The organism is Paraburkholderia sp. BR10141 (assembly GCF_056155635.1).
This window is the reverse complement of record NZ_JBMIQH010000001.1, coordinates 293,241-305,914: the sequence shown is the minus strand read 5'-3', so window position 1 is coordinate 305,914 and position 12,674 is coordinate 293,241. Positions and strand designations below refer to the sequence as shown.

Sequence of the window (12,674 nt, the reverse complement as noted above, 5' to 3'; positions counted from 1 at the left end):
GCACAAGTATACCGGCCCCGCCCGTCCCGGCGCGGGTCTTGCACACCTGGGCTCGAGGCGGCGCCCCGGCAGCGCATCTGCCAAAGCCGTTATACTGGCTCAGCCGGCGGCGCGAAGGTTACGTGATTGCACTTGCACTTAACCGCACGCACTGAGTCGCACTGTACCGGCGCCTGAATTTCACTGTTCCAGAAGAGCGTATGAAACGTTACCTGACCGCATTTTTCGTCGCCGCCTGTTTCACGGGCGTCTCGGGCGCCGCGTTCGCACAGACCACGCCGGACGCCGTCGTCAAGGCCGCCGTGGAAGGCACCGTGAAGGCGATGCAGGCCGACCCGCAGGCCCGCGGTGGCGACATGAACAAGATCACCCAGGTGGTCGAGACCCATTTCGTTCCCGCCACCGACTTCAAACGCACCACGCGGATCGCCGTTGGCAAACCCTGGGCGACGGCCACGCCCGAACAGCAGCAGAAGCTGTATGAGCAATTTCAACTCCTGCTCGTGAAGACGTATGCCTCGTCGCTCTCGCAACTTCGCGATACCCAGGTGACCTTCAAGTTCGCACCGTCGAACACGGGTGCCGGCGCGAAAGACACCGTGGTGCAGTCGCACGTGATCAGCAACGGCGGCGACGACGCCATCGACTACCGTCTCACGCAAACACCCAACGGCTGGAAGATTTACGACATCAACATGATGGGCGCCTGGCTGATCCAGGTCTACCAGACGCAATTTGCCGACCAGATCGCCAAGGGCGGCATCGACGGCCTCATCAAGTTCCTCGTCGACCACAACGCGCGCAGCTGATCGTCGATCGGTGGTTGTACACGCATTGCGCATTGACGGGCACTCCGGGTAAGCCGGAGCGCCCGTTTCACTTTCTGCGGTGCTCCACCGCGAACTTGATCAACTCCGCCTGCCCTTCGATCTCCAGCTTGCGCTTGAGGTTGAGCCGGTGCGTTTCCACCGTGCGCACCGAAAGTCCCTCGCGCTGCGCGATCTGCTTGCTCGAGAGTCCTTGCGCGAGCGCGTCGAGAATGTCCCGCTCGCGTGGCGTGAGACGCTCGACGGGTGTGCTGCGCGCCGACGCCTGGATCATGCGCGCACTCAGGCCCGCGCTGAAATACGTACGCCCGGCCAGCACCGCCTCGATCGCGCGGATGATCTCGGTGGCCGGCGAATCCTTGAGCACGTAGCCGCTTGCGCCCGCGCGCACCGCCTCGGTCACGTATTCGACGTTGTCGTGCATCGACAGCATCAACACGCGGATGGCCGGAAAGCGCTCGTGGAAAATGCCCGCGAGCGCAATGCCGTTCACGCCGGCCATGCCCACGTCCATCAGCACGAGATCGGGTTCGAGCGACGCGGCGAGCGCGATGGCCTCATCGGCGTTGCCGGCTTCGCCCGCCACCTCGAAACCCGGCACGGCTTCGAGCCGTGCGCGCAGGCCGTCGCGCACGAGAGGATGGTCGTCCACGAGGACGAGCCGCGCGGGTTTGGCGCCCGGGCTGGTCGAATGGTTCACGTTTGCATTCGTCATCGTCATTTCGGTGTTCCTGATACAGCGGCTTTGGATGCTGCATTGGACGCCGCATTGGACGCTGCATTGGACGCAATAGGCACCCACGCGGTGACGAGCGTATGGCCGGGCTGCGAGGTGATGTCGAGGCGCCCGCCGAGCGACTCGAGGCGCTCGCGCATGTTGCGCAGGCCCAGACCCGCGCGCGGGTCGGCCAGCGCGTGCGCCACGTCGAAGCCGCGGCCGTTGTCGGCAATGCCGAGTGTCACGCCGCTAGCGGCGACCTCCAGCGTGAGCGCGGCGTGCGCCGCTTGCGCATGCCGCACGATGTTGGTGAGCGCTTCCTGAGCAATGCGAAAGAGCACGGTGTTGACGGCGTCCGGCAGCGCGGGAACTTGCGCCTTTTTGCTCGCCGGTTTCGGCGCGGTTTGCGTGAAGGCGATCTCGATGCCCGTTTGCTCGGCCATCTCGCGCGTGAGTTGCTCCAGTGCGGCGGCGAGGCCCAGGTCGTCGAGCATTGAGGGGCGCAGGGCGTGCGAGATGCTGCGCACTTCACGCAGCGTGTCGGACAGTCGTGAGAGGCCGGTGGCGAGCGACGCTTCGGCGGCGGGCACGCGCGTTTCCCCGCGCTCGAAGCGAGCCAGCGCCGACTCCAGCAGCAGCTTCACCGAAACGAGCATCTGGCTGATGCCATCGTGCAGTTCGCGCGAAAGCCGCGCCCGCTCCTGCTCCTGAGACTCGACCACCTGTTGCGCAAGGCGCTTGAGTTTGGCGTCGGTGCTGCGGTGCTCGCTCACGTTGAGCACGAGCGCACCGAGCGCGATCACGAGCACGCCCGCGAGTGCGATCGCGCCGAGCCACTGAATGGTGTGCTCGATATTCGCGGAGGCGCGCTCGTCGATGTGCGCGAGCGTCGAATCGACGTCGTCGAGATAGATGCCCGTGCCGATCATCCAGCCCCAGCGCGGCAGCGGCACGACATAGCCGAGCTTGGGCGCGAGCCTGCCCGTGGACGGCCGGTGCCACATATAGCGCACATAGCCGCCGCCGCGCTGGGCCGCGGCAATCAGTTGCTGGATCGTGAGCGCGCCCTGCGGATCGCGCAGATTCCAGAGATCCTGCCCGACGAGCGCGGGCTCGCGCGGATGCATGAGCGAGCGCCCGTGCATGTCGTAGACAAAGAAATAGCCATCAGGGCCGAAGTCCATCTTCTGCAGCACGGCTAGCGCGGCCAGCTGGCGGTCGGCTTCGCTATCAGGTGCGGGCAACGCGTCGCTGGCGTTTTCCCCGGGCGCATAGAGCGGCGCGATGGCGCTCGTGGCCAGCTCCACGTAGTGGCGTAGCTCGATTTCCTTGCTCGACATATACGCGCTCTGCATCGTCGCGTGCTGCGTTTGCGCGAGCTGCGTGGCCTGCTGGCGCACACCGATCCCGATGCCGGCAATCGCTGCGAGGAACGGCACGACGGCGAGCAGGAAGATTTTCGTCTTCAGGCGGCGGTCGGCAAAGAAAAATGGGGCGGGCATGACGGTGTTCGGAAGCTGAGTCTGCAAGCATAACCGGGCGCGCGCGGCGCAGGCGCCAAATTCACGCGCCGCGCGAGAGAGTGTCCTTGCGCGACACCCTGCGCGGCGGCCCGCGATTATCGTTGCGCGCGCAACGAATTGTTGCCTTACCTACGTAGTTCTACGTAGCGCGCTTACGTAGTTGTCCGGTTGTGGCTGACGGTCTGAAAGCGAATACTACCGCCCACGACATGGCGTAATGCGTCATGCATGCGCCGCCATCGCCACGATGCTGTGGACGGCGCGCAAGGGTCCGGTTCCGATGCCGGACACAAAGCTAAAAACATAACGGAGACACCGCATGAGTCGGACATCCAGTTTTGTCGTCTGGACGCTGGTCGCGCTGCTTGGCGCGTTCGCGTTCGGTACCATCGCGCTCGCGCACGGCGAGCGAATCAGCGCACTGTGGATCGTGATCTGCGCCGTGTGCGTCTATCTGATCGCGTATCGCTTCTATAGCCGCTTCATCGCCACGCAGGTCCTGCAGCTCGACGGCCTGCGCATGACGCCGGCCGTGCGCCACAACGACGGGCTCGATTACGTGCCCACCAACAAGTACGTGCTGTTCGGCCATCACTTCGCGGCGATCGCGGGCGCGGGGCCGCTCGTCGGTCCGGTGCTGGCCGCGCAGATGGGCTACATGCCCGGCATGCTCTGGATTCTCGCGGGCGTGGTGTTCGCGGGCGCCGTGCAGGACTTCGTGGTGCTGTTCCTCTCCACGCGCCGCGACGGCCGCTCGCTCGGCGACCTCGTGAAGATGGAACTCGGTCCGGTGCCCGGCGTGATCGCGCTGTTCGGCACCTTCCTCATCATGATCATCATTCTCGCGGTGCTCGCGCTGATCGTCGTGAAGGCGCTCACGAACTCGCCGTGGGGCACGTTCACGGTGGCCGCGACGATTCCCATCGCGATCTTCATGGGCCTGTACGTGCGTTACATCCGTCCGGGCAAGATCGGCGAGATCTCGATCATCGGTTTCGTCCTGCTGATGGCTTCCATCGCCTTCGGCCAGCACGTGCACGATTCGCCCACGCTCGCCGCCTGGTTCACGTTCACGGGCACGCAGCTCACCTGGATCCTGATCGGCTATGGCTTCGTCGCTTCGGTGCTGCCGGTGTGGCTGCTGCTCGCGCCGCGCGACTACCTTTCGACGTTCCTCAAGATCGGCACGATTCTCGCGCTTGCGATCGGCATTCTGATCGTCGCGCCGGAACTGAAGATGCCGGCCTTCACGAAGTTCATCGACGGCACGGGCCCGGTCTGGTCGGGCAACCTGTTCCCGTTCCTCTTCATCACGATCGCGTGCGGCTCGGTGTCGGGCTTCCATGCGCTGATCTCGTCGGGCACGACGCCCAAGCTGCTCGATAACGAAACCAACGCGCGCTTCATTGGTTACGGCGCGATGCTGATGGAATCGTTCGTCGCCATCATGGCGCTCGTGGCCGCTTCGGTGATCGAGCCGGGTGTGTACTTCGCGATGAACGCGCCGCTCGCCGTGCTCGGCACGACGCCGGACGCGGTCGCGCAAACCGTGGGCCACTGGGGCTTCATGCTCACGCCGGAGATGCTCACGCACACCGCGCAGGCCGTGGGCGAAACGACCATCGTCGCGCGCGCCGGAGGCGCCCCGACGCTGGCCGTGGGCATGGCGCAGATCCTGCACCAGGTGGTGGGCGGCGAGGCGATGATGGCGTTCTGGTATCACTTCGCCATCCTCTTCGAGGCGCTCTTCATCCTGACCGCCGTCGACGCGGGCACGCGCGCGGGCCGCTTCATGCTGCAAGACCTGCTCGGCACGTTCCACCCGTCGCTCAAGCGCACGGAGTCGCTGCCGGCCAACCTGATCGCGACCGCGCTGTGCGTGGCTGCGTGGGGCTACTTCCTCTACCAGGGCGTGGTCGATCCGCTCGGCGGCATCAACACGCTGTGGCCGCTCTTCGGTATCTCGAACCAGATGCTCGCCGGTATCGCGCTCATGCTCGCCACCGTCGTGCTCTTCAAGATGAAGCGCGAGAAGTTCGCATGGGTCACGGCACTGCCCACGGTGTGGCTCCTCATCTGCACGCTCACGGCGGGCTGGCAAAAGATTTTCGACAGCAACCCGAAGGTGAGCTTCGTCGCGCACGCACAGAAGCTGTCGGCGGCGATCGCGGATGGCAAGATCGTCGCGCCCGCGAAGTCGCTCGAGCAGATGCAGCGCATGGTCTTCAACGACTACGTCGATGCCGCGCTTTCGGGCCTGTTCATCTTCGTCGTGGTGAGCATCGTCGTGTATGGCCTGATCGCGATTGCGCGTGCGCGCCGCATCGACCGTCCGACCGTGCAGGAAACGCCGTATCAGGCGATGCCGGCTGGCGGCGCGGCGGCCGTGACGAATCGCGTGCATTGAATCGACGTTATTGAACGGAGCACATCATGTTCTCGGGACTTCGCGACAACGTACAGACGGCCGGGCGCTATCTCGGCCAGGCCATGCGTTTGATGGTCGGTTTGCCGGACTACGAGGGCTACGTCGCGCATGCGCGCGAGACGCATCCCGAGCGCCCGGTCATGACCTACGAGGAGTTTTTCCGCGAGCGGCAAAATGCCCGCTATGGGTCGGGCGCGGGGAAGTGCTGCTGACTCCCGACTGAGCGGATATGTTCTGCAAGAAGCGCGACGGCGAAGGCCGTCGCGCTTTTTTTACGCCTGTAATCTTCGCGGCTCGGCGCGCGCTCAAAAAAACACTCAATTCCCGCAGTGTGGCTGCCGTTAACTCTGACGAAGTTCCACACCAATTCGACGCATGACGCCGCGCGCGGCGGCGCGCACGGATTCGAATCGTCGGGAATCGGCCTGCGGGCTTGCCCCGTGGGCAACACGGCATTTTCAACAATCGCACCGTAAGGTGTGCGAATCAAAGAATCTTTCATGATCTTGCATCGAATCGGCGCAGCCTGGCTGGCGGCCGCTCTCACCGCAACGGTTACGCCCGTTTGCGAAGCGCAATCCTCCACCGACTGGATTGCGAACACCTACGGCGCCAACGCGACGCACGTGGGCAATGTGGCCCGCTCGATGTGGGTCGCGCCCGAAGGCGTCATCTATACCTCGTCGATGTGGGATGAAAACGAAGGCGGCGTGGCGATCTACCAGAACGGCCAGAGTCTCGGCTCGATCGGCGGGCATGGCGACTTCCAGGGCGGCGCGATCACGGGCAACACGACTTCGCTGTTCGTCGCGATGCAGTACAACGCCACGTATGGCAGCGGCAACGTCGGGCGCTACAACCGCACGAGCGGCGCGCGCGACCTGCTGATCCCCGTGAGCGCCGATACGACCGAAAAGCTCGCCGATGTCATCACCGGACTCGCGACGTCGGGCTCGCTGCTCTACGTGAGCGATTTCCCCGGCAACCGCGTGCGCGTGTACACCACGGACGGCATCTGGCAACGCGATATCAGCGTGGCGTGCCCGGGCGCGCTCACGCTCGACGCGGGCGGCAACCTCTGGGTCGCCCAGAAGAGCGCGGGCGCGGTGCTCGAATTCAGTGCCGGCGGTCAGCTGCTGAATACCATCCAGCTGGCCTCCACGGCGCGGCCGTCGTCGCTGTATTTCGATGCGCAGACCTCGCAGTTGATGATCGGCGACTCGGGTCCCGACATGAACATCAAGACCTTCAGCGTAGCGGGCACGCCTTCGCAAACCGGCACGTTCGGCGTGCTGGGCGGCTATCTCGACACGACCACGGGCGTCAAGGGCCAGGTGGGCGACAAGCGCTTTACGCGCGTGGTCGGCATCGGCAAGGATTCCGCGGGCATGCTGTACGTGCTGAACAATCCGTGGGGCGGCTCGTGGGACCTCGGCCGCAACGGCGGCACCGATCTGCAGGCTTACGACGGCACCGGCACGCTGCGCTGGAAGCTCCAGTCGCTCAACTTCGAAGGCAATGCGGCGCCGGATCCGGGCACCGACGGCGCGCTGTTCTACGGCGGCATGAATATCTATTCGGGCACGGCCGGCGGCACCTTTGTGGCCAACACGATCGACCCGATCACGTATCCGTCCGATCCGCGCATCAATCTCGCCGACGCCGGTCGCGGCGACCATTTCGCGCAGGTGGCGAGCGTGAGCGGCAAGCGCATTCTCGTGGCGGCCGGCCAGAACCCCGATACGTTCTACTTCTTCCACTTCAATGCGGCGAGCGGCTATATCGCCATTCCGGATTACACGCTGCCGGGGGCGGCGTTCAGTACGACGGCCCCGGTGCGCAACGGCTTTTGTCTCGACAGCAAGGGCGACCTGTGGGTCGGCCTCGACAAGACCAACGTCATTTCCCACTACCCGCTGACCGGCTTCGACTCGACCGGCAAGCCGACCTGGGGCGCCGCGATCACCACGCCGATTCCTGCCACGATCTCGCGGCTCACCCGCATCGTCTACCTGCCCGAAAGCGACACGATGATCCTCACGGGAGAAGACGCAAGCATCACCGACTGGACGGCGATCGGCACGCGCGTCGAGGTGTATCACGGCTGGCTCGCCGGCAATACGAGCGCGCCGAATCCGGTGATCACGCTCACGAGCGCGAATCCCAAATCGATAGCGGCCGCCGGAAACTATCTGTTCGTGGGCTACGTGCACACCGTGCCGAACATCGATGCGTTCAACCTCACCACGGGTGCGATCGACACGACGCTCATCAACAGCAACCCGAACGCGGTGTACGTGGGCAACGACGTGGATTCGATGTACGGCCTGCGCGCGTATCTGCGCTCGACGGGTGAGTATGTCGTGACGAAGGATAATTACAACGCTTCGAGTGCGGTGGTGTACCGGTGGACGCCGGCGGCGGCGAGCACGACTACTGCGAATGCAACGGCGTCGCCGTTCAGCGCGAAGTGATAAAAAAGACAAAGGGCGCAACGGCTAAAACCGTTGCGCCCTTTTTGCGTTTCATCCGCCCTTGGCGGAAACCGCTTTAGCTAGCTGCGACCGTAACCGGCTTCTTGGTCTTGGCCGAGTTCTTGATCTCTTCGAGCTTGATCTCGACGTGACGCGAGAACACGTATTCAGCCGGACGTGCGCCTTCGAGCGGGATGTCCTTCGCAAACGCGCCCGTCGTGCGCGGGCCCGAGAGGGCGATGCGCGCGGCCTTGAGCGGATGTGCGACCGTGTCCATCACGGCGGTGGCCTCGAAGCCGCAGTGGACCATGCAGTCCGCGCACTTCTCGTACTTGCCCGTGCCGTACTTGTCCCAGTCGGTCGTTTCCATCAACTCCTTGAAGGTCTTCACGTAACCTTCGCCGACCAGATAGCACGGCTTTTGCCAGCCGAACACCGTACGCGCCGGGTTGCCCCACGGCGTGCACTGGTAGCTCTGGTTGCCGGCCAGGAAGTCGAGGAACAGGCTCGACTGGCTGAACGACCACTTCTTGCCGTTGTTGCCGCGCTTGAAGATTTCGCGGAACAGGTTCTTGGTCTTGTCGCGATTCAGGAAGTGCTGCTGGTCCGGCGCGCGCTCATACGCATAGCCCGGCGACACCGTGATGCCGTCCACGCCGATCTCGCCGACCGTGTCGAAGAACTTCGCCACGCGCTCGGGCACGGCGTCGTTGAACAGCGTACAGTTGATGTTCACGCGGAAGCCGCGGCGCTTGGCTTCCTTGATGGCCGCGACGGCCTTGTCGTACACGCCTTCCTGCGAGACCGAGTGATCGTGCGCTTCGCGGTCGCCGTCGAGGTGCACCGACCAGACGAAGTACGGGTTCGGCTGGTAGTCGTCCATCTTCTTTTCCATGAGCAGCGCGTTCGTGCAGAGATACACGAACTTCTTGCGCGCCATGATGCCCTTCACGATCTGCGGCATTTCCTTGTGCAGCAGCGGTTCGCCGCCTGCGATGGAAACGACCGGCGCGCCGCACTCGTCGACGGCTTCGAGGCATTCCTCCAGCGACAGGCGCTGGTTCAGGATGGGATCCGGATAGTCGATCTTGCCGCAGCCATTGCAGGCGAGATTGCAGCGGAACAGCGGCTCGAGCATGAGCGCGAGCGGGTAGCGCTTGTTGCCGCTGAAATGCTGGCGGAAGATGTACGAGCCAACGCGGACTTTTTGTAGCAGCGGAATAGACAAAGCGTGTCCTCCTTAAACTTCGCGCGCGACGAGCGGTTGCAAGAGCTTCGACGGCAACTTGAATTCGACTTTTTCTTCACGGCCCGCCATCGTCGACACCTCGACAGGCCCCAACGCGCGCAGCGCGTCAATGACGTTCTCAACCATTTCTTCAGGCGCCGATGCGCCGGCCGTGATGCCGACCGTTTGCACATTGGCGAACCACTCGGCCTTCACTTCCGAACCGTCGGCGACGAGGTAGCTCGGCACCCCCGTTTCGCTGCCGATCTCGCGCAGACGATTCGAGTTCGAGCTGTTCGTCGCACCAACGACGAGCAGAACGTCCACCTGATCCGACAGTTCGCGCACCGCTGCCTGGCGGTTCTGCGTTGCGTAGCAGATGTCGCGCGTGTCCGGACCGACGATGTCGGAGAACCGCGCGAGCAGCGCGTCGATGATGCCGCGCGTGTCGTCCACCGAAAGGGTGGTTTGCGTCACGTACGCGAGCGGTGCATCGAGCGGCAGATCGAGCTTCGAAACATCGGCTTCGCTCTGCACGAGCAGCACGGTGCCGGGAATCTGGCCGATCGTACCTTCCACTTCCGGGTGACCGGCATGGCCGATCAGGATCAGCGTGCGGCCCGCCGCGACGTACTGGCGGCCCTGTACATGAACCTTGGTGACGAGCGGGCAGGTGGCGTCGAGCACGTCGAGGTCGCGTTCCTCGGCGGCGCGTTCCACGGTCTTGGCCACACCGTGGGCGCTGAAAATCGCCACGGCGCCTTCCGGCACTTCGTCGAGCTCTTCCACGAAACGCGCGCCCTTGTTGCGCAGGTTTTCGACCACGTGACGGTTGTGGACGATTTCATGGCGCACATAGACCGGCGCGCCGTGCTTCTGCAGTGCGCGATCGACGATTTCGATAGCGCGGACAACCCCCGCGCAAAAGCCGCGGGGTTGGGCAAGGATCACTCGCATAGGGTGGCGAACTCCGACTGCCGCATAAGACGAGCAAGTCGGTAAAAATGACCTGATCGCCGGCGGCTGTCTATTATTAAAGATGCAAAAATCCGCCAAAGGAGTGACGGAGTCAAAACCAGACGCGCATTTTAACCCCTTCGCCTTTCGTTTGCTGTGTGCAGCGCGCGCAGTGCGGCGTGCACGCGACGCCGGACCCCGGTCAGCCACCCATTTTTCTCAAAAAGCCCGCCGCGTGGCGCTCCCACGGCCTGTGCAAGGCGCTTCGTGCACGCGATGCAGGAGGGGCTGTGGAACGGCCGCTGCCTCGTTGCGCGGTGCAACATACCCCGGGAACGCTTAAAATATCGCGGTCCCGCGGGTCGCCTGGATGGCGCGTCGGGATACGACCCCATTCTGGACGCCTTGATGGAACCCGACCACTACGACGATTTTCCGGTAGCGCGCGTATTGCTGCCGAAGGCGCTGCGGGCGCCTGTCGGCGTGATCTACCACGTCGCGCGCACGCTCGACGACATCGCGGACGAAGGCGACTGGAGCCCCGAGCAACGCCACACGCGTCTCGCCGATTTTCGCGAAGGCCTGAACGCGGTGGCCGAAGGCCGCCCGGCGCGCGTGCACCCCATGCTGTTCGCGAAGCTCGCGGACGTGGTGCGCGAGTGCCGCCTGCCGCTCGCGCCGTTTTACGACCTCGTCGCGGCGTTCGATCAGGATATCGACACGACGCGCTATGCCGATCGCTTCGAGCTGCTGGATTATTGCCGGCGCTCGGCGAACCCGGTCGGCCATCTGATGCTGCATCTGATTCACGCGGCGACGCCCGAGAATCTGGCCGATTCCGACGCGATCTGCACCGCCTTGCAGCTCATCACCTTCTTGCAGGACGTGAGCGCCGACTGGGCGCGCGGCCGCATTTACCTGCCGCTCGCCGAGCGCGAACGCTTTGGCGTGACCGAAGCGCAGATCGCCGCGGGCAAGGTGGACGACGCCTGGCGCGCGCTGATGGCGCACGAGGTGGCGCGCGCGCGGGCGCTGATGGTGGGCGGCGCGCCGCTCGCGCTGCGCGTGCCGGGGCGCTTCGGCCTTGAGCTGTGCAGCGTCGTGCATGGCGGACTGCGCGTGCTCGAAATCATCGAGCGCGGCGGCTACGATGTGTTCCGCGCGCGGCCTGCGCTGCGCGCGCCCGACTGGGCCGTGGTGCTCCTGCGCACGGCGGCTATGTGGCTGTCGCGCCGCGTGGGCGTGCGCGCCCCTTCGATCGAGAGTAACAACGTATGACTACGACCATTCTCTTTGCCGTCTCCTGTCTCTCGCTGCTCATCTGGCTCGTGCTGCTGTTCGGGCGCGGCGGCTTCTGGCGCGCGCGCCCGGCCGCGCCGCTGCCGATCGTCGAGCCCGCGGCCGGCTGGCCTGCCGCGTGTGCCGTCGTGCCGGCGCGCAACGAGGCCGACGCGATCGGCGAGGCCGTGACCTCGCTGCTCCAGCAGGACTACGGCGGCGAGTTTCACGTGATCGTGATCGACGACCACAGCACCGACGGCACCGCGGAAGCCGCGCGCGCCGCCGCGCTCGCGCTGCAGTGCCCGGAAAAGCTCAGCGTGATTACGGCCAAGCCGCTGCCGGCGGGCTGGTCGGGCAAGGTGTGGGCGCAGTCGCAGGGCATCGAGGCGGTGCGCACGCTCAAGCTGCCCGCCGACTACCTGCTCCTCACCGACGCCGACATCGGCCATCCGCCCGAAGCGCTCGCGCAGCTCGTCGTGCGCGCGCAGGCCGAAGGCCGCGACCTCGTCTCGCTGATGGTGCGGCTGCGCTGCGACTCCTTCTGGGAAAAGGCGCTGATCCCGGCGTTCGTGTTCTTCTTCGCGAAGCTCTATCCGTTCTCGTGGGTCAACAACCCGAAGAACCGCACGGCGGCCGCGGCCGGCGGCTGCATGCTGGTGCGCCGCCAGGCGCTCGAAGAGGCGGGCGGCATCGAATCGATCCGCGCCGAGCTGATCGACGACTGCAGCCTCGCCGCGCGCATCAAGCATCGGGGCGAAGGGCATCACCCGATCCGGCTCGACGTTGCCGCGAAGAGCGTGTCGCTGCGCCCGTACGATTCGTGGAAGGACATCTGGAACATGATCGCGCGCACGGCGTTCACACAGCTGCACTATTCGGCGTGGCAGCTCGCGGGCACGCTGCTCGGCATGACGATCATCTATCTCGCGCCGCCCGTGGTCGCGCTCGTGCTCGGGCCGCACGGCTGGCCCGCGTGGATCGCCTGGGCGCTGATGTGCTGCGCCTACTCGCCCATGCTTGCCTACTACCGGCGTTCGCCGCTGTGGGCGCCGTTCCTGCCGCTCGTCGCGCTGTTCTACGTGGGCGCGACGTTCGCTTCGGCGTGGCGCTTCTGGCGCGGCAAGGGCGGTCAGTGGAAGGCGCGCGTGCAGGCGCCGGCGCAGGGGCGATAAAGCGCTTCGTGCGAGAAGCTGCCAATGAAAAAAGCCGTCGGTTTCGACGGCTTTTTTTCGATCCCC

Annotated in this window: 11 protein-coding genes; 6 read left to right on the top strand and 5 right to left on the bottom strand. The window is 65.0% G+C overall.

All coding sequences use genetic code 11. The annotated features are described in order from the left end of the window. Positions 1-200 precede the first annotated feature (200 nt). Positions 201-809, top strand: a complete 609-nt coding sequence (locus ACOJB8_RS01470; RefSeq protein ID WP_342946835.1) for an MlaC/ttg2D family ABC transporter substrate-binding protein — start codon at positions 201-203, stop codon at positions 807-809. 67 nt (positions 810-876) lie between these two features. Here ACOJB8_RS01470 and ACOJB8_RS01465 read toward each other — a convergent pair whose 3' ends face one another. Beyond that, on the bottom strand, positions 877-1,542 hold the full coding sequence (locus ACOJB8_RS01465; protein WP_069261870.1) for a response regulator: 666 nt from the start codon (positions 1,540-1,542) through the stop codon (positions 877-879). A 2-nt stretch (positions 1,543-1,544) separates the two neighbouring features. Beyond that, positions 1,545-3,047: a cache domain-containing protein gene (locus tag ACOJB8_RS01460; RefSeq protein ID WP_342946834.1), complete on the bottom strand. Its 1,503-nt coding sequence runs from the start codon at positions 3,045-3,047 to the stop codon at positions 1,545-1,547. A gap of 340 nt (positions 3,048-3,387) precedes the next feature. Here ACOJB8_RS01460 and ACOJB8_RS01455 point away from each other — a divergent pair, with 340 nt between their 5' ends. Both ACOJB8_RS01455 and ACOJB8_RS01450 read left to right on the top strand, forming a co-directional pair. After that, entirely contained in the window at positions 3,388-5,475 is a 2,088-nt protein-coding gene (locus tag ACOJB8_RS01455) for a carbon starvation CstA family protein (RefSeq protein WP_342946833.1), read from the top strand. Between the two features lie 26 nt (positions 5,476-5,501). Then, positions 5,502-5,708, top strand: coding sequence for a YbdD/YjiX family protein (locus ACOJB8_RS01450; protein WP_069261565.1), 207 nt, complete (start codon positions 5,502-5,504; stop codon positions 5,706-5,708). Here the strand turns inward: ACOJB8_RS01450 and ACOJB8_RS01445 are convergent. After that, positions 5,678-5,998, bottom strand: a complete 321-nt coding sequence (locus ACOJB8_RS01445; RefSeq protein WP_342946832.1) for a hypothetical protein — start codon at positions 5,996-5,998, stop codon at positions 5,678-5,680. The genes ACOJB8_RS01450 and ACOJB8_RS01445 overlap by 31 nt on opposite strands. On the opposite strand from ACOJB8_RS01445, the gene ACOJB8_RS01440 reads away from it, so the two are divergent. Further along, on the top strand, positions 5,997-7,970 hold the full coding sequence (locus tag ACOJB8_RS01440) for an SMP-30/gluconolactonase/LRE family protein (protein WP_342946831.1): 1,974 nt from the start codon (positions 5,997-5,999) through the stop codon (positions 7,968-7,970). The genes ACOJB8_RS01445 and ACOJB8_RS01440 overlap by 2 nt on opposite strands. Positions 7,971-8,046: 76 nt before the next feature. On the opposite strand, the gene hpnH is transcribed toward ACOJB8_RS01440, so the two are convergent. Both hpnH and ispH read right to left on the bottom strand, forming a co-directional pair. After that, positions 8,047-9,198, bottom strand: coding sequence for an adenosyl-hopene transferase HpnH (hpnH, locus tag ACOJB8_RS01435; protein WP_028202781.1), 1,152 nt, complete (start codon positions 9,196-9,198; stop codon positions 8,047-8,049). Between the two features lie 12 nt (positions 9,199-9,210). Continuing rightward, a complete protein-coding gene (gene ispH / locus ACOJB8_RS01430; RefSeq protein WP_028202780.1) occupies positions 9,211-10,155 on the bottom strand; it encodes a 4-hydroxy-3-methylbut-2-enyl diphosphate reductase in 945 nt (314 codons plus the stop codon). Between the two features lie 408 nt (positions 10,156-10,563). Here ispH and hpnC point away from each other — a divergent pair, with 408 nt between their 5' ends. Both hpnC and ACOJB8_RS01420 read left to right on the top strand, forming a co-directional pair. Beyond that, on the top strand, positions 10,564-11,433 hold the full coding sequence (gene hpnC, locus ACOJB8_RS01425; protein ID WP_342946830.1) for a squalene synthase HpnC: 870 nt from the start codon (positions 10,564-10,566) through the stop codon (positions 11,431-11,433). Continuing rightward, complete coding sequence (locus tag ACOJB8_RS01420; protein ID WP_069261568.1) at positions 11,430-12,608, top strand: glycosyltransferase; 1,179 nt, start codon at positions 11,430-11,432, stop codon at positions 12,606-12,608. Before hpnC ends, ACOJB8_RS01420 begins: the two co-directional genes overlap by 4 nt. Positions 12,609-12,674 lie beyond the last annotated feature (66 nt).